General features: G+C 50.5%; 21 protein-coding genes and 2 pseudogenes. All 23 read right to left on the bottom strand.

What is annotated here, in order from left to right; all coding sequences use genetic code 11:
- Window positions 1–4 precede the first annotated feature (4 nt).
- The gene (locus IPP66_07120; GenBank protein ID MBK9925049.1) at window positions 5–493 is read right to left on the bottom strand and encodes a GyrI-like domain-containing protein; all 489 of its coding nucleotides are present in this window, start codon (window positions 491–493) and stop codon (window positions 5–7) included.
- Between the two features lie 17 nt (window positions 494–510).
- Entirely contained in the window at window positions 511–1,296 is a 786-nt protein-coding gene (locus IPP66_07115) for an SDR family oxidoreductase (protein MBK9925048.1), read from the bottom strand.
- Between the two features lie 6 nt (window positions 1,297–1,302).
- The gene (locus IPP66_07110; protein MBK9925047.1) at window positions 1,303–1,659 is read right to left on the bottom strand and encodes a YciI family protein; all 357 of its coding nucleotides are present in this window, start codon (window positions 1,657–1,659) and stop codon (window positions 1,303–1,305) included.
- A gap of 77 nt (window positions 1,660–1,736) precedes the next feature.
- Window positions 1,737–2,096, bottom strand: a complete 360-nt coding sequence (locus IPP66_07105; GenBank protein MBK9925046.1) for a YciI family protein — start codon at window positions 2,094–2,096, stop codon at window positions 1,737–1,739.
- 207 nt (window positions 2,097–2,303) lie between these two features.
- Window positions 2,304–2,483, bottom strand: a pseudogene (locus IPP66_07100) (magnesium chelatase).
- 146 nt (window positions 2,484–2,629) lie between these two features.
- Window positions 2,630–3,148, bottom strand: coding sequence for a hydrogenase 3 maturation endopeptidase HyCI (locus IPP66_07095; GenBank protein ID MBK9925045.1), 519 nt, complete (start codon window positions 3,146–3,148; stop codon window positions 2,630–2,632).
- Entirely contained in the window at window positions 3,090–3,500 is a 411-nt protein-coding gene (locus tag IPP66_07090; GenBank protein ID MBK9925044.1) for a 4Fe-4S binding protein, read from the bottom strand. The genes IPP66_07095 and IPP66_07090 overlap by 59 nt, the downstream gene beginning before the upstream one ends.
- A gap of 11 nt (window positions 3,501–3,511) precedes the next feature.
- The gene (locus IPP66_07085) at window positions 3,512–4,435 is read right to left on the bottom strand and encodes an NADH-quinone oxidoreductase subunit H (GenBank protein ID MBK9925043.1); all 924 of its coding nucleotides are present in this window, start codon (window positions 4,433–4,435) and stop codon (window positions 3,512–3,514) included.
- Entirely contained in the window at window positions 4,432–5,775 is a 1,344-nt protein-coding gene (locus tag IPP66_07080; GenBank protein MBK9925042.1) for a nickel-dependent hydrogenase large subunit, read from the bottom strand. The genes IPP66_07085 and IPP66_07080 overlap by 4 nt, the downstream gene beginning before the upstream one ends.
- Window positions 5,776–6,113: 338 nt before the next feature.
- A pseudogene (locus IPP66_07075) lies at window positions 6,114–6,616 on the bottom strand (NADH-quinone oxidoreductase subunit B family protein).
- A gap of 9 nt (window positions 6,617–6,625) precedes the next feature.
- Window positions 6,626–6,940, bottom strand: a complete 315-nt coding sequence (locus IPP66_07070) for a hypothetical protein (protein ID MBK9925041.1) — start codon at window positions 6,938–6,940, stop codon at window positions 6,626–6,628.
- A 10-nt stretch (window positions 6,941–6,950) separates the two neighbouring features.
- Window positions 6,951–8,474, bottom strand: a complete 1,524-nt coding sequence (locus IPP66_07065) for a hypothetical protein (GenBank protein ID MBK9925040.1) — start codon at window positions 8,472–8,474, stop codon at window positions 6,951–6,953.
- A gap of 1 nt (window position 8,475) precedes the next feature.
- Entirely contained in the window at window positions 8,476–10,221 is a 1,746-nt protein-coding gene (locus tag IPP66_07060; GenBank protein MBK9925039.1) for an NADH-quinone oxidoreductase subunit L, read from the bottom strand.
- Between the two features lies 1 nt (window position 10,222).
- Window positions 10,223–10,534: an NADH-quinone oxidoreductase subunit K gene (locus IPP66_07055; protein ID MBK9925038.1), complete on the bottom strand. Its 312-nt coding sequence runs from the start codon at window positions 10,532–10,534 to the stop codon at window positions 10,223–10,225.
- The gene (locus IPP66_07050) at window positions 10,531–11,085 is read right to left on the bottom strand and encodes a DUF4040 domain-containing protein (GenBank protein MBK9925037.1); all 555 of its coding nucleotides are present in this window, start codon (window positions 11,083–11,085) and stop codon (window positions 10,531–10,533) included. The genes IPP66_07055 and IPP66_07050 overlap by 4 nt, the downstream gene beginning before the upstream one ends.
- A 502-nt stretch (window positions 11,086–11,587) precedes the next feature.
- Complete coding sequence (locus IPP66_07045) at window positions 11,588–11,731, bottom strand: hypothetical protein (protein ID MBK9925036.1); 144 nt, start codon at window positions 11,729–11,731, stop codon at window positions 11,588–11,590.
- A 97-nt stretch (window positions 11,732–11,828) separates the two neighbouring features.
- Window positions 11,829–12,971 carry an adenylyltransferase/cytidyltransferase family protein gene (locus IPP66_07040; protein MBK9925035.1) on the bottom strand — a complete coding sequence of 381 codons (1,143 nt, stop codon included), beginning with the start codon at window positions 12,969–12,971 and terminating at the stop codon, window positions 11,829–11,831.
- A 56-nt stretch (window positions 12,972–13,027) separates the two neighbouring features.
- A complete protein-coding gene (locus tag IPP66_07035; GenBank protein ID MBK9925034.1) occupies window positions 13,028–13,960 on the bottom strand; it encodes a 1-phosphofructokinase family hexose kinase in 933 nt (310 codons plus the stop codon).
- Window positions 13,961–13,965: 5 nt separating this feature from the next.
- The gene (locus IPP66_07030; protein ID MBK9925033.1) at window positions 13,966–14,838 is read right to left on the bottom strand and encodes a ketose-bisphosphate aldolase; all 873 of its coding nucleotides are present in this window, start codon (window positions 14,836–14,838) and stop codon (window positions 13,966–13,968) included.
- Window positions 14,835–15,881, bottom strand: a complete 1,047-nt coding sequence (locus tag IPP66_07025; GenBank protein MBK9925032.1) for a galactitol-1-phosphate 5-dehydrogenase — start codon at window positions 15,879–15,881, stop codon at window positions 14,835–14,837. The genes IPP66_07030 and IPP66_07025 overlap by 4 nt, the downstream gene beginning before the upstream one ends.
- Window positions 15,882–15,900: 19 nt before the next feature.
- Entirely contained in the window at window positions 15,901–17,451 is a 1,551-nt protein-coding gene (locus IPP66_07020) for a carbohydrate kinase (GenBank protein MBK9925031.1), read from the bottom strand.
- 23 nt (window positions 17,452–17,474) lie between these two features.
- Window positions 17,475–18,497, bottom strand: a complete 1,023-nt coding sequence (locus IPP66_07015; protein ID MBK9925030.1) for an aldo/keto reductase — start codon at window positions 18,495–18,497, stop codon at window positions 17,475–17,477.
- 24 nt (window positions 18,498–18,521) lie between these two features.
- Window positions 18,522–18,962, bottom strand: coding sequence for an L-fucose mutarotase (gene fucU, locus IPP66_07010; GenBank protein MBK9925029.1), 441 nt, complete (start codon window positions 18,960–18,962; stop codon window positions 18,522–18,524).
- Window positions 18,963–19,072: the final 110 nt, after the last annotated feature.

The raw sequence follows: 19,072 nt of genomic DNA, 5'->3' as shown, positions 1-19,072 counted from the left end.
CAAATTAGGCAGTCAGGAACGCGAGTTCCGTCTCCCATTTGGTCATATCGGGCTCGATCCCCGGATCGGAGTAATACCATTCCACGCGCCCGCCCCAGCGTTCGCCGTTCATCTTCCATTGGATGTTATTCCTGGTTGCCCAATCCAATAGCTTTGCGGTGGCTTCTTCCAGTTCATCGGGGTGACCGGTATGCAGCATCAACGCATAGGTGCCAGCTGGGAGTACATCTGCAATAATTTCGCCCTCCCCTTTGATCGGTGAAGCGACAGGCACAGCCACATCGATCTCAAGTTTCTTATCCATCTCTACAACGTTATAGCGCCAAAAGGCTGCGCCCGATGGTTGAATGCCTTTTTCTGCCAGCCAGGCAAAGACATCGCCGCTCAAGGGAGGCAAGGTGGGGCCAATTTCCGCCATCGTGACGAATTTGCGGATGGCTACATAATGCTGCTCGGGACGTTCCACTAATTTTGGTTCAGTGATCTTGATCATGGTTTCTCCTTGTGATTTTAATCGACGATGGCGCCGCAGGTTAAGTTTGCGACCGTGGCGGTCATGGCGCTGGCACCATCCGATGCCATGAAGGTCGCGACGTTTGCGATCTCCGCCATCCAGGGCATGCGTTTGAGCATGGACCCCTGTGCCGCGTAGGTATGGAATTCATCGAAGGTCATGCCGGCATTTTTTGCATGAATGCTTAAGGCTTCATGTACGCCGGGCGCATCCGGTGAGCCTGCAGAACGCAGACAGATCACGCGCACGCCATCCTGCCCGACTTCCACAGCAACCTGGCGGCACATGGCTTCAATCGTCGCACAGGCGATCCCAAAGTTGCCGGAATAAGAAGAAGGGATACGTGCGACATTGGCGGTCAGCGCCAGGATCACGCCGGACTTTTGCTTTGTCATATACCGTGCCGCAGCCGTCATCGTCAGGAACTGTGTGCGCAAGGCGATGGTAGGTGTGACCAGAAATTCATCCAGGGTCATATCCACAAGTAAGGTACCTTGTTCATCTGCCAGAGAGATCAAGTTGAAGGAGACGTCCAGACTGCCGGCCTTTTTGACCATGTCCGCTGCATGCTTCTCCACGGATGTCTGATCGAGCGCATCGACTTCCGCGGCCTGGGCGGACCCACCCAGATCGGCAATTTCCTTCGCGACGTCATTGACTTTCCCCAGCGTGCGGCCTGCGAGGAAGACGTTCGCGCCCTCGCGGGCAAAGGCCAGGGCCACCGTTCGGCCCACAGCGCCGCCCGCGCCGTAGATGATCGCATTCTTGTTCTTCAGCATCATATGGACCTACTTCTTCGTGAGTTCCCAGATGGGGCGGACTTCAATGCCGCCGAAACGGGCCAGCGGAATCTTTGCGGCGACCTGGATGGCATCGTTTAAATCCCGGGCTTCGATCAGGATGAATCCGCCCAGTTGTTCCTTGGTCTCAGTAAATGGACCATCCGTGGTGGAGATCTTCCCACTGCGCATACGCACGGTAACAGCAGACTTTACAGACTCAAGCGCCTCGGCAGCGATGAAATGGCCGCTGCGCTGAAGTTCTTCGTCATAAGCCAGCGACTCGTTATCAAAGGCGTTCTTTTCGGCCTCCGACATGTTGTCAAGTACCTTCCCATCAAAATAGACCAGACATAGATATTTCATTGTGTACTCCTGTAAGTAGATTTGAGTTTGCTTTCACGGAATAGTCGTTTGACAAAGCTCAAAATCGACAAAATTACCTACGAGTTTTTAAACTTGTGAACTTTTCGAACATGGATGAATCCCATACGGGCTGAGGGAATCCCCGCTGCGATTTGGATTGCCTCCTCCATATCCCTTGCCTCGATCATCACGAATCCCCCAAGGACTTCCTTGGTCTCCGCGAAGGGACCGTCTGTAATGGAAGTCTTCCCATTTCGCACACGCACGGTCGTGGCAGTTTCCACAGGCTGCAGGGCCTGGGCGTAGAGCCAATGTCCGCTCTGGCGCAGGGTTTCGTCGTAATCTAGGTGCTCATTGACGAGCTCCTGTGCCTCTCTTTCCGTCTGAGGTCCCAGGCCATTATCTGGCTCCTCATGTACAAGACATAAAAATTTCATTGTAGACTCCTTTTTATTGAATAGTCGTTTGAGAAGGTCTGAAATCGACAAAACACCCGTTCGAAAACGGAACGAGTGTGAAGGATATGTGAAGGATAATGGAAAATAATGTGATTATGTGAAAATCAACCGGTATTTTTCTGCTTTTATAACCATAACAACCATTCCCCCATTACGTCTTGTATCCTAAGCCTGAATATTTGGGTTTTATGACCCCATCATGATCTTCGAACGATACTGCGAAGCGTGCAAAGCCTCTGCCAAATGTAACGACTGAATCTCTTCGCTTCCAGCCAAATCTGCGATTGTCCGCGCCAGTTTCAGAATGCGATGATAAGCTCTCGCCGATAAGTTCATCTGACTCATTGCCGCACGCATCAAGCTCTGACCTTCATCTGTCAAAGTCGTGAACAAAGATCCAATGTCATCTCGTTCAGAAACGATCTGTACGTTGCCAGGCCAATTGGACCACGACCGATTCGGTTTTGCGCTTCACCAGTATTGTGACACAGGGCATTGGACACGGCAACAGTTTACACAAAAAGATCACCCATCAGGTGTACTATACTCTCCACCGCTGCAGAGACGGGAGCACTCAGGTCTGTGTCAAACTCATTTTGTGCAGGCTGAATGCCGAGCACTATCACCTGACTGCCAAATTCTGAGGTGATGTAACGCGCCAACATGGAAAGAGGAAGGGAGTGAGAGGATGCACTCATCCCATCAATGGCATCAATGGGAATCAGTTGAATGGTGCCGGGTGGCTCATCCAAATGGGCAGCATCAATAAACAGAACGAGATCGGGATGAAAGGTACGTAATTTGCCCGTGAGATTTTCAGGGGCAGAGCCCCCCTCCAGGATGAGCAGGTTCGGTGTGCTGTTGAGATGTTGATCTGCCAAGAGACGGCGCACCACGATCACGCCGACAGAGTCGTCTCCGCGTAGATCACTGCCGATTCCGATGAGGCAGGTTCGGGGGAGTTTGAAGCGATCACTCTGTCCGGACGGGTTCAACGCATGGAGCAGCATTTCTTTCCAGGAGGCTGGCAATGTCCTCCTCCTTTCCATATTGCACCTCAAAGTTCACTTTGTGAAGGGACGCCAATTCCCAATCATCCTTCGACAAGCCCAGACACTTGAATTTACAGGATTGAATGCACTGCGCACAATAAACGCAGCGGTCCATGTTGTAACGCGCGACAAAGCGTTTCGCAGCGCGGTCCAGGATGACGATCTCAAGCGCGTTTGCAGGGCAATCCTTCGAGCACAAGTTACAGCCCGTGCATTTGGTTGGATCGAAAAAGAGTTTTCCGCGAAAGCGGTCTGCGGTTGTGGGTTTTTCAAATGGATATTTTTCCGTGACCGGGGCGGAGAAAAAGGACACCAAAATATCCTTGAACATGGAACCGATTCTCATGCCAGCCATCCTTTCAGGAGAACAAGGATCAGAATTTGGAAGAGGGCAAGCAATGCGCCGAAGCGCCACCACATGCCAACGGTCTGGTCAATGCGCAGGCGGGTCAACAAGGCCTGGAGCATTGCCATAAGAAAGACGATCACAAGTGTCTTGCACAGGAAGAAAAGCGGATTGCCAATGCCGCCCAAATAGAAGGCCGTGACCAGACTGACCGCCACCACCAATTCCACCGATTTGCCGATGTGGAACAAAGCCAGGCCTCGCCCGGAATACTCGGTCAATGCACCTGCGACAATTTCAGTCTCGGCTTCGGGGGCATCGAAGGGTGGTAATTCGAGCTTGCCCATCAAACCGATCAATGCAATGAAGAAGCCCACCGGCTGGGTCAGGATCAGCCAATGATTTCCAGCATAGGCAACAACATCTTTGATCATCCACGAGCCTGTCACAATCGCCGGTCCCAACAAGGCAAGCAGAAAAGGCGCCTCATAGGCAAAGAGTTGGGTCAAGGTACGTGTTGCGCCTACCATGGAAAAACGGTTCGAGCCGTTCCATCCTGCGAGCCCCATGCACATGGTCAGCAGTGACAGGAGGTAGAGCGTGACGATCAGATCGCCGGGGAAGGAATGGATTGGCTCCAAACCCAGGATCGGCGCGTACAGTGCAGCGGTCAAAGCGCCAGTCAGTGCGATGATGGGAAGACCATAGAAAAGGAAACTATTGATTCTCTGCGGTTTGATTTCCTCTTTGACCAACAGCTTGATGGTATCTGCAAACGGCTGGAACCAGCGCGGACCGATACGATTCTGGAAGCGTGCCACCAACTTACGATCTGCCCATTCATAAAGCATGCCGCTCAAGATCAGGGTGATGCCCGCTGGAAAGAACATAATGGAGAGAAGAGCAGTAAGGGATGTCATTTCGTCAGCAATCCTTGCTTTCTTTGTTCATACTTTTTGATGCCGTATTCGCGTAATTGCGACCATGTCCATGTGTTCGAGTCGTCCTTCGTGCGGACGGTCACCATGCGGTCATTACAGGAGAAGCACGGATCCATACCGGCAATTAACATCGGCGCATCGGCAAGTTGATGCCCCACTGCCTTATTGATAACCGATGTCCAATTGCACAGGCTTGGCGTGCGGATATGGAGACGGACCGGACTTTCACCACCTCCGCTCTTGATGTAGTAGAAGGCTTCGCCACGCGGCGCCTCCACCCGACTCACCGTCTCTCCCGCTGGGATCTTACGCGGAAACTTCGTTGCGATCCCGCCGGATGGCATATTGTCAACAATGGTGCGGATGGTGAAACAGGAAACCAGCAATTCCTTCATGCGGACAACGAAGCGGGCTTCCAAGTCACCGCGGTCGTCTGTGATGATGCTGACCGGGAAGCGTTGATAAGCCCCATAGGGCGCATCCAGGCGCACATCGCGCTTGACCCCTGAGGCACGGGCCGTGGGGCCTACCGCGCCGAAGAACTTCGCCTCTTCCAATGTCATTGTGCCAACCCCGCGTGTACGTTGCAGGAAGGTTGTATCCGAAGTGACAACATCAAGATAATAGCGGATACGCTCTTCGAGATAATCCAGCGCCTTATGGATCAAGGCCGATTGGCTGGTTTCAATATCATGCTTGACGCCGCCCAGCACAGAGATCGAGTAGTTGACACGATTGCCCGTCAACTCTTCCAACAGGTTCATGACCGTTTCGCGATCACGCCATGAATACATGAAGAGAGTATCGAACCCGGCTTCGTGAGCCGCCACACCCAACCAGAGCAAATGGCTGTGGATGCGCTCCAGACCCGCGACCAATTCACGAATCGCAAGCGCACGTTGCGGAACATCCACCTGCGCCAGTTTTTCAACACCTTGAGCATAGGCACTGGTATGCGTGTGTGAACAGATGCCGCAAATACGTTCCAAGAGATATAAGTTTTGGATCCAGTTGCGTTGTTCGACGGCTTTTTCAATGCCGCGATGGACATATCCCAGGCGCATCCGCGCTCCGGTGATGATCTCACCATCCACGGTGAATTCAAAATGCCCCGGTTCTTTCAGTGCAGGATGTTGCGGTCCGATCGGGACGATAAACTTGTTTTCCGCTTCATTTTGTTTCGCCACCTTGGTGGGTTGAACGGATGCCGCCTGCTCCGGGCTGAACCCTTCTCGTAATGGATATACATCAGCGGGCCAGTCATCCGGCAGAAAGAGATGAGACGGGTCCGGCGTCCCGACGACTGCCACGCCAAGCATCTCGCTTAATTCACGCTCGAAGAAGGATGCCACCGGGATCTGTTCGCTGATCGATGGGATTTCGGGGCAACCCTCACGCGGCAAATGGACACGTAACGTTGTCACTGCCGCACCCTCACAAAAGTGATAGAGCGCTTCGAGTTCGTTCGCTTCCGCCCCAAGGTCCATGCCGGTGATCGCCGCCAGGTATCCCCATGAAGCATTCACCAGAGCGGAGGTGGCAGAGGGAAGGTCACTGGCAGAGATCTGCACATCCAGCCGATTTGTCTCAGGTTGATTCGTGCCCTTCGCAAACGGAGCCAGGATCTCTCCAGCGCGTTGAAGATATGTCTCAGTTGTCATGCAGCCTCCTGAATCTTCGATGCAATATTCAGTGTTGAAGGTGTGCCATTTTGAATATGTCCAAGCAGTTTCACGATGCCATCAATGATGGCTTCCGGGCGGGGTGGACAGCCAGGTACAAAAGCATGCACAGGCAGCACCTCATCAATATGACCTACCACGTTATAGCATCCCTGAAATACACCGCCGGAAATCCCACAGGAACCCACTGCAACGACGAACTTTGGGTCGGGCATTTGTTCATAGATGCGCATCAGGCGGTCACGGGCTTGACGCGTGACAGGGCCTGTACAGATCAACAGGTCGGCATGACGCGGACTGCCATGTAATTTAATCCCAAATCGCTCCACATCATAACGAGGGTGAGCGTTGCCAGGATCTCGATATCACAGCCATTGCAGGAACCGCTGTTAAAGTGGATCGCCCAGGGAGAGTTTACGCGCGCCCAGGTACTGATCTTTTCTATCAACTGACTGACATAATTTTGTGAAACGTTCATGCCAAACTCCTAACCCAGGATGAGCGCCAACAGCGCAAGCATCAGTCCACCCAGGTACACAAGGCTGACAGGTGCTAATCCGCTTGTGCCGAGCATCAACGCGCCAAGATGCAACACTGCGAAGAACAACGCCGCAATAAAAAACGGACGATAGCCGGGTGCGGCTGGCTCTGTATCATGTTCTTCACCGCTGGCGTAGGTGCTGGTCTTTAAGTGACTGGTCTTGCCACGCGCGGACATGGCCCTACTGGTCAGTGAAAGGATCCCAACCAATGAACCATAGATCAAGAAGGCAAAAAGTGGAGATAAGAGTAAGTTTGCCATTGAGTTCTCCTTATTTTCCAAACATCACTAATAACGCCTGTGCGGCAGGTTGGGTCAACCAGTTCATGAGAGATGGCACCAGGCCAATGAGAATGATCGCCAACATGAAGATCACCAGTGGAATGGTCATTGCTATTGGGATTGTGCTGCCATGTTGTACAACTTCTCCCATGTTTCGTCGGTACAGTATATTGACCACAGGAGCGTAATAGCCCAGTGACAAAACGCTGTTCAATGCCGCAAAGATGACCAACCCCATCAGCCATGGATCGGAACCCTCGAAGCCAGCGATAAAGATCTGCCACTTGGACATAAATCCAGCTAATGGAGGCAGACCACCCAACGCCAGTAATGCAACGCTGAGAGCGAATGCCGCCAAAGGATACTTCTTTGCCGCACCGGCCAGATCGTTCACTTCCAAGGGACGGTGGATCCCGTTTCGATCCAGCAACACGAACATCAACGCCCCAACCGCAAGGAAGGCAAGTCCCTTCATGACCATGTGGTTGAACAGGTGGAATGCCGCACCCTGTGCCCCTGCAGGAGTTCCATTCGTCAGGGCAATACCCACGCCAATCAAAATGTAACCGATGTGGCTCAGGCTTGAATACGCCAGCATCCGTTTGATCTGTACCTGACGCAATGCCATCAAGTTTCCAAAGAACATGTTCAATGCACCGAAAGCAAGCAAGAGAGTGCCCCATGAAACAGCAAACCCGCCAAGCGTGGAAAGTGCCCGCAGCATTGCGATCAATCCCGCTTCGATGACCACGCCTGAAAGCATGGCACTGATCCCACTGGGGGCCTGCGAGTGTGCATCAGGCAGCCAGGTGTGTAAGGGCACAAAAGCCACCTTCACACCGAAGCCAATGACGAAGAGCGCACCTGCAAGTAACAAGCTCAATGGAGCCGCTGATCCAGTTGCAAGCGTGGAACGAATCTCATCCATATCCAGTGTACCGACCTGACCCAGCACCAGAGCAATGCCCAGCAAGACCAGCACCGAACCCGTCGCACTCTGGACGAGATATTTCATTCCTGCTTCGAGTGAGGCAGGACGTTCACGATAGAACGCCACCAGCAAATAAGAGGAGACTGCCATCGCTTCGAACCACATCCATAAGTTGAACAAGTCACGTGCAGATCCCAGGCCGACCATGATGCCGATGATCGCCAGCAACATGGCATAATATTTTTCCTCGCCGGCTTCACCAGCAATATACGGACCTGAAAACAGAACAACGAACGTCCCCAGACTCAAAACCATGGCAGCCAATAAAAAGCTGACACCATCGGCATGCAGCCAGATCGAATCCAGATGGAAGAGCAACGGTTCATTCTGTGACGAAAATTCCATCCAGCTCAACACAAACAATACCCATGTGCCCAGCATGGTCAACAGAGCCAGTCCACGCACAAGCAGTGAGCGACCGTTCAATTCCACTTTGTGGTAACCAAGCCGCCCAGCCAGATAAACAAATGGAGAAGCACCCAACGGTACTGCGATCATCCACGGAAATAATGTTGGATTCATTTCATGCACTCCAAATCAAAAAGATCAACACAGCCAGAAGAGCACCGAGGATGCCCACAACGTTCCAGCTCAAGATGCCCGTTTGCGTGAGACTGAGCTGATTGGCAAGTCTGTTCACGCCGCCAACGATGGCGCGATTGAGGGAGTCGAAACCGAAGGATGTCCCCACCAATGGATCAAGCCAACCACCTTTGAAGAGATGTGATGCACGGATACGCAGCCAGGAGATGCCGAAGCCCAGGGCAACTATCAGTAACGCGAACCAGGTTGCGGGTGCGGAAAGAATCGTAGTGACCATTTCCAGCAGAGTCTCATGTTCGATTTCATGGAATGGCAGGGTTGTAGACAAGAGTCCACTTAATCCACCGAAGAACAACCAGGTAACGAATGTGCCAAGGGCAAGAGTGCCAAGGGCAACTTTCATCGCAGAACCTGCGGCGTGGACGTGCAAATGGTCGCGTTCCGTGCCGAAGAACACCAGCCATACCATGCGGAAGGTGTAGAAAGCGGTAAGGCCCGCACCGAGAAGCATCAGTCCATTTGCCCATATCGGTGAATGTTCGAGGCCGACCTCGAGAAGAAATTCCTTGCTCCAAAAGCCGTTGAGAATCGGAACGCCCGCCAATGCCAACGCGCCGATGATGAAAACGTTCCGCACGAAGGGCATCTTGTTCCCAAGCCCACCCATGCGCTTCATATCACGTGTGCCAACACTGTGAATGACCGAACCTGCAGCGAGGAATAACAACGCTTTGAAGACAGCATGACTGAGCAAATGAAATTGACTGGCGAGCACACCGCCTGCGCCGATGGCATAGACCATATAACCAAGCTGGCTGACCGTGGAATATGCCAATGCACGTTTGAGGTCCGTGGCGACGAGAGCGGAGATGGCAGAGATCAAGGCTGAGATGAGGCCGATCATGAGAACGGACATTGCCCACCCGGACACATCTTTGAATGCAGGGTAAAAACGTGCAAGCAAATAGACACCTGCATTGACCATCGTTGCGGCATGGATCAATGCACTGATGGGCGTCGGGGCTTCCATTGCATCGGGCAGCCAGGTGTGGAACGGGAACTGCGCCGACTTTGCGGCGGCAGCAAGCAGGAAACCGAATGCAATCAATGTGAGCAAGCCTGCAGGGATCGTTTCAAATTTGCCAAGCAGATTAGAGACCTGATAACTGCCAAGTGCAGAATATGTTGTCAGTGCGCCAGCAAGTAACCCTACGCCGCCCACCTGTGTGATGATGAGCGCCTTGATACCGCCCGCCACCGCTTTCGGGTCATCGTTATAAAACGAGATCAACGCATAGGAGCAGAGCGCAGTAATTTCCCAGAAGAAGAACATGAAGAGTAAATTGCCGCTAAGCACCAGACCAGTCATCGCCCCAATGAAGAGCAATACGAAAGAGTAGTAACGTTTCAATTGCTCCTCGCCTTGCATATAGTTCACTGAGAAGACCACAGCCAGTGAACCGATGACACAGGCGATGGCGCTCAATGTTACGGCGAGTCCATCGGCGGTGAAGGTTAGATCGCCAAAGTAGCGACCCATCGGGATGCTGACCGCTGTCTCTGCGGAGGCAAATGGGATCAAAGCCAGGGATGTGATTCCAGCCGCAATGGAAAAAGCAACTGCCAGTGTGTGTTGGAGGCGGGGATTTTCATCCGATGTTCGCCAAAGGACGACAGCTCCCAACCAGGGGATGCCAATTACGAGTCCAATTAAGATCGCTGCCATGTTACCCCCGTAAAGAAGAGATCTTCGTCAGGTCGAGTGTCCCCACACGCTTGCGAACCTGCACTGCCAACGCGAGCGCCACTACCGCAACGATCGTATCTGCCACGATCACAGTTGCAGCAAGGCTTTGACCCAGCCCAAGATTCCCGCTGGCTTTTCCCGCCAACACAAGCGCCACGATCACAGCCTTCACAAGGATCTGTAACACAAGCACGATCTTGATCAGGTTGCGTGTGATCAACAATCCATAAAAGCCAACCATCAGCAATAACACGACCCCCATCAGCACAGCATTTAATGGTGTAAGTGTCATATGTGAAGTTCCTCTTCCATTTGAACAGCGATCCCCTGCTCTTCGTTAACCACCTGGTTCTCATGAGCATGGATTTCCGATTGATGAGTCTTTTCTGAAAGCAACCCCAGTATTCCCATCACGCCCGAGAAGATCAAAGCAACCTGCACCCAGACATCGAGCGCGCGATGTTTCCAGAGCACATCTGCAAGCAACACATCGCCATTTGCATTTGGATGGATCATCAGAGGGTAGGCCATCCAGATCGCCAACCCACCGATTCCCGCTACAAGCAAAAAAGCCAGCGGCTTGGGGACAATGGATGTTGGGTCACGCACATCTTCGCCGATGACACTGAGCACATACACCAGCAATACAGTAACAAGCCCAGCACCAACGCTGAGTTCAATCACTGCAACTTCATAGGCTCCCAACAAATAGAGGGTAACGGTCACGAGTGCACTGACGCCCGCCAGGTAAAGCGTGGAAGGCAGCAAGTGCTTGGAGATCATGGCGCGATAGGCACACACAGACGCGCCAAGACCAAGAAGAAGGTAGTAAAGGCTTTCCATCGTTGAACTGCTCCATTGAGTCAATGAACTCATCATTTCTTAAACTGAAATGGACTTCCATTCGACGGATATCCCGCTTCACTCTCCCCCGGCAGTTGCTTCCGTTTCTATGGATAATTTCCTCCACTGAAAGTTGATCATCCCACACCTGCCATTGGTTCCTGGCAGGTGCATATAATCTATTCTGGGATTTCAAAAGCAATCAGTAAGAGTCATGGATCAGCTTTGTCATCTGAGCGGTGAGGGACAAAAGAATAAAATAAGCGTACCCACACCGACTATTTGTGAATTTTATCACTATTACAGGAATGGTGCAGGTCAACTCACTTGAAAAGAATCTCCACTCAACGAGGCAGGGTTTGAGCGCCAGGCATGTTTAAACGCAAACGACCCGCATGTATTCATCGAGTCGTTTGGAGATCCACATATCACTCAGCCAACAGGCACAAACGTCAATGCTCTCTCTTCTCTGTTCAAGTTTTAGACGATAAAAAAGCCATTTCTAGTTCATCAACTTCGGACGATATTGCAACGCCTCCGCCAGATGAGCGGATTGGATCTCATCACTCCCCGCCAAATCCGCAATGGTGCGCGCCAATTTCAGGATGCGGTGATAGGCTCTTGCTGATAAATTCATCTGACTCATCGCCGCTCGCAATAGACTCTGGTGTTTCAACAGACTCGGCACATTGCCTACACCTAGACTTAAATCCTAAACATGCCAAGTATATAATTATGTTCTTTCAATCCGTAGCTCGTCGTGCCACTATGCGTACTGAACCAGGAACAGGTTTCTCAGCAACGAGCACTAAATACCCTCCACCGCCTGCGCCAGAGAGTTTCCAACCTAAAACGTAGTCACGATATTCATTAATCAATGATGCTACGCGTTCATTCATCACGTTGGGGAATAAAGCCACCTGAGCATCGAACACTTCACGCATGGACTGTCCAAAACGGATAATATCCCGATCAAGAATAGCCTGCCAATTACGATTTGCGGCATCAGCCAGCGCCTTGGCATGCTCGCGGTCAAAGTTCGTATTCGCCATTACATCGTAATCTCCGAAGCGTGGTCCAAGCGAAACCAGATAAATTGAATTCTCCACAAATTGCAGAAGAGTTTCGTCAACGCGATGCTCAATGCGGGAGGGCCAGTACTCCCCTTCGTAGTATGCATATGCCAAACCGGGGAACACCAATCCTATTGAATCCTGCGAACCTGAAATAACTTTCGTACCTGGAGGGTTATCATAGCAAAATAACATCTTGGCGATTTTTTCGTAATCGCCTTGCGGAAGCTTTGGTCCCCAGAGTTCTCTTGCGTGGCGTCTTGTACTGGATGCCATGCCGCTACGTTCATTAAACTCCATTGTGGGTTCCAACGAAATGGTGATCACAGGGCCGGGGTAATGTTTAGAAACAAAAGGCTGGTCGAGCCAGCCTCCAGCAAGGTCGATGCGATAAGGCAAATAGTCACGCTCACGTAATTGAGTTGTGGAACGTGCCTCGAAACCAGGATGTGGTTTGCGATCAAGGATAATGTATTCAATCCCCAAAGCACGACACAGATCGCGTTTTTCAGGGATATGCCCATCGGCGTTGACAATGAAGTAATTCGGCATCATCTCGCGCAGTTCTGTTTCAAAATCCAAAATCCCCGAGCCGCACGAGATAAAAGCATCCTTCACAAAAGAAATTGACTTGACCATGAACAGCCGTTCCTGTTCACTGTTAACCGTTGATCGCCCCTTCAACTCGAAGATCGTTTTGTCAGAACCCAATGCGACATACAGATCACCATACTTGCCAGCCTCCCTAAAAAATTCGACATGCCCGCTATGAAGCATATCGAAACAGCCGCTCACAAATACTGTATCGGCCATAATGTTCTCCAGTTTAAAGTTAGAAACTTACTCTTCATACTTGCCTGTCAAAGACTTTATCCATGCGCAGATATCTGAACCTCATTACAAAGTCTCTTGAAATCATCTATTCTAAACTGTCCTGCTCCGATCATTAGCGTGTTGGCCGTCCCAGCCGCGACACCATAGACAACAGCTTGTTCAAGCGAAAGTCCTTGCATAAATCCATATGCGAGGCCAGCAAGCATACAATCTCCGGATCCCACGGCGCTTTTTGCTTCTACTATCGGACTCTTTACGATAAACACTTCCTGACCCTTCGCGGCAATCGCACCATTGGCGCCCATCGAGAGCAACACATTTGTCTTGTATGTCATGGATATTTTAACAGCCGCTTGAGCAAAATCTATTGGACTCTTCGCCTCGATTCCTAAAAGGGATCTGGCTTCCGTTTCATTGGGCTTCATGAAAAAAGGAGCGGCTTCCGCACCTTTACGAAGCGCCTCGCCACTGCTATCAAAGAAAGTTAATACATTTGCTTCTTTGGCAATTTCGATCACACGCGCATAAAAATCTGCGGGGACCCCGGGGGGCAAACTTCCTGAAAGAGTCACCGCCTGATAATTCGCAATGATCGCTCGAATGTGAGCCAGTAACTCATCCACTTTCACTGAAGGGATAAGTTCACCCAACTCATAGATTTCAGTCAGGGTCTGTTTTTCAGAATCCAAAATAGACGTACAGGTTCTTGACTCGGCATCGGTGTAAACAAAATCGGTTTGGATTCCCTCCCGATGCAATTCCTTTTCGATAAATTGACCTGCAAATCCACCGACCCAGCCCGACACCACCGGGACATCCCCGAATGTTTTGAGCGCTCGCGCAACATTGCATCCCTTTCCACCGGCCAATGCGATCATGGATGTAGGGCGATGAATCTTATTGATCTCAAATGACGAAACCACTACTGTCTTATCAATGGCGGCGTTTAGGTTCAAACAAAGGATCATGGACATTAACCTGCTTTACCCGATGCACCAAGGAAGCGAATTCGCTCACGCACAATTTCTGTTTGAGCGCTTCTTCCCTCGACCAGATATTTGCGCGGGTCAACCAATTCTTTATCCTGGCTGAGAACTTCACGAACCGCACCCGTGAAGGCTTGAGACAATTGTGTCGCCACATTGACCTTTGCCAGCCCCATCGTCACACCTTGCTTAATGTCTTGGTCCGAAACACCAGATGATCCGTGTAACACGAGCGGAACAGAGACGCGTTTACGAATAGCTGTCAGACGATCCAGATCCAGTGAGATTTGCTTGGTCTTGAGTCCGTGTACAGACCCCAAAGCGATTGCAAGCAGATCAACTCCTGTTGCCTCAGCAAATTGAAATGCTTCATCAGGATCGGTGAGTGCAATATCGGCTTCATTGAACGCTTTCCCATCGGGCTTTGGGACTTCGCCAATTTCGGCTTCCATGCAGACCCCAACAGAACGAGCCATTTCACAAAGCCGTTTCGTGACAGAAATATTTTCTTCAAAAGGTAGTGCATCGCCATCAAACATGACAGAGGTAAAACCTAAAGCGATAGCCTGAAGCACTTCACTCTCTGTTCCATGATCCAAATGCAGGGCAATTGGCACAGTAACACTTTCAGCGGCGATCTTCCCAATGGCGGCGATATATTTGAGTCCTTGTATTTCATTGCCACTGCCAATATATGTTAATGCCCGGTGACTCACTTGCATGATGGCAGGCGCGGACTCGGCTTGAGCCGCCGAAACAATGGCTTGTACTTGTTCCAAAGTATTTGCGTTGAACGCACCAACAGCCCAGCCTTCCTGCTGGGCACGCAGAATCCAGGGTAATACATTTTGCAGTGTCATGCCACTTCCTCAGGATTCAAGATGATCTTTTGATGCGCCAATTGATGTGCTCCAATTTTTTCAAATACCTCCGGCGTTTTCGAAAGCGGAAAACGATGGGAGATCAATGTGTCCATATCCAAGCTGCCATCCATTAGGGCTGTCAGAGTCTCTGTCCACTCGTGACCGGGGAATGGAGCCGAGTAGGACATAAAACAACCAATGAGGCTGAGTTCCCGTCGCATCAAATTTTCGATGAACGTTAACGGGAGACTTTTATCCAGTGGCTGATTGCCAGCCAAAACGATCTTCCCGCGCGGACGCGTCAGTGAAATGGTTTGCTCCAAAACTTGTGGAACGCCCGTGGCTTCCAAAGTTATGTCAGCACCATTCCCGAGCAGTTTCTTCACTTCTTTTGCCACATCCACTTTGGATGGATTGAGCGTAACGTGTGCGCCAACCTTGGAGGCTATCTGCAAGTTGTCATCCAAAATATCGGTAACAATAATCTGGCTTGCGCCAAGAATACGGAGCCATTGCACGATCATTAAACCAATGGAACCCGAGCCCAACACAACCGCAGTTTGCCCGCTTTTGAAATCTCCCAAAGCCAGCATATGTCTCGCAACTGTCGAGGGTTCGATCAACGCGGCATGTTCAAATGGCAGTTCATCGGGCAGGATAAAAACATTTTTCTCCGGAAGGTCAACATACTCGGCAAAGCCGCCTGATTGGCGTGAGCCGATGAAAGAATAGCTGTGACAGGCTGAATAATATCCACGCTTACATTCTTCGCATTCAAAACAAGGCACAAGAGGGATAATGGCGGCATGTTTGCCCACATATTCTTTACTGACGCCATCACCAACACGATCAATGATCCCGGAATTCTCATGCCCCAGGATAAGGGGATACATTCGATGTCCATCCACGTAACGTTTGATATCTGAGCCACAGATCGAAATAGCTTTTATCTTAAGGCGCACATGACCCGGGCCCGGTTCGGGTGTCGGGACATCTTTATAAGTAATAACCTTCTGGTTTTCAAGTACAACGGCTTTCATTTTCAATTCTCCATTTCTATTATTCGTCATCTTTCCGCATGATCTCAGCCAGTCTGGAAAAATCATCCATCAATTTTCGAGACAGGCTTCGATAAACCCCAAACAGTTCTTGATATAGATCATGGTTCTTCATAGATGGTTCAAAGACCTGTCGCTTTGGGAGCAAGTCAGAAACACACTTTCCCATATCCTTGTGTAATCCGATCCCGTAACTGGTCAAGGCAAATAACCCCAAGCCATGTCCACCCTCACTACCATCAGCAAGTTTGGCAACAACAAAAGGCTTCCCATAAATATCAGCTTTGATCTGACACCAAACCGCGCTCTGAACCGCACCGCCAGAGCCTAAATACTCATCCACTTTTACCCCATGCTCTTCGGCGATCTGCAAATTATCGTACACGGCAAAAGCGCACCCTTCCATGATGGCTCGCAAAATATCGGCGCGGGTCGTGTTATACGTCAGGCCAAAAAATACTCCTCGAGCGATACTGCTCCACAAAGGAGTCCGCTCGCCCGCCATATAGGGCAGGAAGATGAGACCACCCGCTCCGGGTTTGGATGCCTCAACTTGTTTGCTAAACAACTCGAACGGATTCTGACCGATCAAATTTCCAACGTTCACTTCCGGGTGCCCAAGCTGGTCTCTGAACCAACTGAGCGATCCACCGCCGACAGTTCCAGCCTGCAGAAGATACTGCCCGGGAATCACGTGGTGAGAAAAAATCAGGCGTGGTTCCACCACAACATGATCCAGGCTGATGCCAATGCCACCCGCTTGTCCACCCTGTTCGTTGGTCTGCCCCACTTTGACCACGCCCGAACCTAATGCACCGGCGATTGCATCCAAACAACCAGCGATGACGGGTATACCGGGCTTGAGGCCGGTTTGTTCAGCGGCTTTTTTAGTAACTGTGCCTACAACTTCTGCGCTACGAGATAAGAGCGGCATCTTCTCTATCGGCACACCGATAATTTCGGCGGCATGTTGATTCCACTTCTCGTTTCTGATGTCAAAAAAATGGTAACCATAGGCTTGTGTGTAATCACAGATAAATTCACCTGTAAATCGCGACACGATGAAGCCAGTTGCTTCGAGAAATTTATATGCTGAATTAAAGATGTCAGGACGGTTTTTCTTAAGCCATATTAACTTGGGAGTAATGTAAGCGGCATCTAGTGGGTTGGCATTTAGGGCTATCAGGTTATCGGCTTCAGGTAATGATTTGAGCCAATTTGTTTCCTGCCCGGCTCGGCGATCCAACCAGATCATGGCCGGGTGAAGTGGATCGCCTGTACGATCCACCGGTATCAACGTCCAGCCAACGCCGTCGACGCCGATACCGGCTATCGAAGCAGGATCAACCCCACCCTTCGTAAGAACCGTTTGTATCGTCCCGCAAACAGCTTGCCACCAACTGTCCCCATGGATTTCGGCCATTAACGGTTCTGGGCGATGCAGGTTGTAACTGGAGGAAGCTTGGGTTACCAATTGTCCAGTCTCTGTCCACAAGGCTGTCTTTGTACTGGACGTCCCTACGTCCACCGTTAAGATATGTTTGGTTGCCATGGTGTTCCGTTATATACGCCGAATCATTCCAACGCAATTTTCTCGTCCAAGTCCCATAGATCCTGCCAATCATTGGCGCTCTCCCACAAGAAAACCTGACCTTTGATCAGACGGTTGTTCTTATCAATGCCTGCAATCTCCTGCATCTCTTGTTCTGTGAGAGGTTCTGAAACAGCGGCTTTGAGATTGTTCAAATATTGATCGGGGTGAATCGAAAACGGGATCGGTATCTGTCCACGTTGAACTGCCCACTTGACACAAACGACCGCAGGATGAATGTTCAGTCGTTGCGCGATTTTTACAATGACCGGATCTTCGATATCAACAGTATCATCAGGCGTTCGATCCCGGTCTGGGCGTGTGGGCGAACCAATGGGAGCGAAACCAATCGGCGCCATCTGATTATCAAGGCAAAACTGGAAAAGTTCCGGTTGCTGAAAATGCGGGTGAATTTCCATTTCATTGGCGGCGGGTTTGATCTTGGCATCGCGTAACAACAGCTTCAATTTAGCAATCGTCACGTTGGACGTTCCAATATGGCGAACCAAGCCCATCTCCACCAACTTTTCCATTTGTCGCCAAGTCTTCATGTAATTTTCATGGATATAGGGAATTGCATGAGGGTCGCGGGAATTGACATCTACACCGGGAGCATGGTGATTCGGAAACGGCCAATGGATCAAATAGAGATCCAAGTATTCCAACTGCAAGTCTTTAAGCGTTTGCTTGCAGGCAGGGATGACATCTTCTTCTGCATGTTTGTCATTCCAAAGCTTGGAGGTGATCCATAATTCTTTGCGTGAGATGCCACTGTTCATGATTTTCTGCAAGGAAACACCGATCTCTTTTTCATTGCCATAGACAGCAGCGCAATCAAAATGACGGTATCCAATCTGGGCGGCGCCCAAGACGGCTTGTGCAATTTGGTCTGCAGTAAAACGATCCGAGCCAAACGTTCCCAATCCCACTGCGGGAATTTTTGCACCTGTATATAATGTGCGATAAGGTACCAAGTCAGGGTCAATTTTCTCAAGTGTGTTATTCATCATGTTCTCCTATAATTTGCCCCTTTATTTAGGGACTATGGGTGTGACACCTTTTTTCAAGATGATGTTGCCATATTTCGCTGTTTCACCGGTCATCAGGACAGCAAAAGCTTGTTTGGTCCTGTCATAAAAATCGAAACGGTCGATCCGCTGAATGGGTGGAGTATCTGGCCAATGTTTGTCTACAGCCTGACGATAGGATGATTCCACTGCAGGATCCAATTGATCGCCTGCAACAGCGCGCATCATGATCAACGGGCTTTCGACATAGGTATCCAAGGCATAAAGAGGCAGGATGGCATCCAGCAGATCAGGAATGCGCAATCCATCTGCACGCAGTACGCGTTTCCCGTAGGTTTCGCCAGGAAAGTGCGCATCCGCAAGTACAATTTCGTCGCCATGTCCCATACGGTGTAGAAGTGCCAACAATTCAGGGGAAATCAGAGGGGATATTCCAATCAACATAAATAATTCTCCTTAATATCTTTCAGTGCTCAAACGGTTCTTCCTCAATATGAAAGAACCGATTTCATTTAAAATCCATGAGGCCAGCGTATGAAACTATTACTATAAAC

The organism is Candidatus Defluviilinea proxima, from assembly GCA_016721115.1.
GTDB classification, from domain to species: Bacteria; Chloroflexota; Anaerolineae; order Anaerolineales; family Villigracilaceae; genus Defluviilinea; species Defluviilinea proxima.
Note: the sequence above shows the minus strand (reverse complement) of the source record. Positions and strands in the feature narration are given on the sequence as shown.

Coding starts and splice junctions, on each gene's coding strand:
- IPP66_07120 (MBK9925049.1), bottom strand. CDS start 493: ATGATCAAGATCACTGAACCAAAATTAGTGGAACGTCCCGAGCAGCAT.
- IPP66_07115 (MBK9925048.1), bottom strand. CDS start 1,296: ATGATGCTGAAGAACAAGAATGCGATCATCTACGGCGCGGGCGGCGCT.
- IPP66_07110 (MBK9925047.1), bottom strand. CDS start 1,659: ATGAAATATCTATGTCTGGTCTATTTTGATGGGAAGGTACTTGACAAC.
- IPP66_07105 (MBK9925046.1), bottom strand. CDS start 2,096: ATGAAATTTTTATGTCTTGTACATGAGGAGCCAGATAATGGCCTGGGA.
- IPP66_07090 (MBK9925044.1), bottom strand. CDS start 3,500: ATGTTCAAGGATATTTTGGTGTCCTTTTTCTCCGCCCCGGTCACGGAA.
- IPP66_07085 (MBK9925043.1), bottom strand. CDS start 4,435: ATGACATCCCTTACTGCTCTTCTCTCCATTATGTTCTTTCCAGCGGGC.
- IPP66_07080 (MBK9925042.1), bottom strand. CDS start 5,775: ATGCTTGGCGTGGCAGTCGTCGGGACGCCGGACCCGTCTCATCTCTTT.
- IPP66_07070 (MBK9925041.1), bottom strand. CDS start 6,940: ATGGCAAACTTACTCTTATCTCCACTTTTTGCCTTCTTGATCTATGGT.
- IPP66_07065 (MBK9925040.1), bottom strand. CDS start 8,474: ATGAATCCAACATTATTTCCGTGGATGATCGCAGTACCGTTGGGTGCT.
- IPP66_07060 (MBK9925039.1), bottom strand. CDS start 10,221: ATGGCAGCGATCTTAATTGGACTCGTAATTGGCATCCCCTGGTTGGGA.
- IPP66_07055 (MBK9925038.1), bottom strand. CDS start 10,534: ATGACACTTACACCATTAAATGCTGTGCTGATGGGGGTCGTGTTATTG.
- IPP66_07050 (MBK9925037.1), bottom strand. CDS start 11,085: ATGGAAAGCCTTTACTACCTTCTTCTTGGTCTTGGCGCGTCTGTGTGT.
- IPP66_07045 (MBK9925036.1), bottom strand. CDS start 11,731: ATGAGTCAGATGAATTTATCAGCAAGAGCCTATCACCGCATCCTGAAA.
- IPP66_07040 (MBK9925035.1), bottom strand. CDS start 12,971: ATGGCCGATACAGTATTTGTGAGCGGCTGTTTCGATATGCTTCATAGC.
- IPP66_07035 (MBK9925034.1), bottom strand. CDS start 13,960: ATGATCCTTTGTTTGAACCTAAACGCCGCCATTGATAAGACAGTAGTG.
- IPP66_07030 (MBK9925033.1), bottom strand. CDS start 14,838: ATGACACTGCAAAATGTATTACCCTGGATTCTGCGTGCCCAGCAGGAA.
- IPP66_07025 (MBK9925032.1), bottom strand. CDS start 15,881: ATGAAAGCCGTTGTACTTGAAAACCAGAAGGTTATTACTTATAAAGAT.
- IPP66_07020 (MBK9925031.1), bottom strand. CDS start 17,451: ATGGCAACCAAACATATCTTAACGGTGGACGTAGGGACGTCCAGTACA.
- IPP66_07015 (MBK9925030.1), bottom strand. CDS start 18,497: ATGAATAACACACTTGAGAAAATTGACCCTGACTTGGTACCTTATCGC.
- fucU (MBK9925029.1), bottom strand. CDS start 18,962: ATGTTGATTGGAATATCCCCTCTGATTTCCCCTGAATTGTTGGCACTT.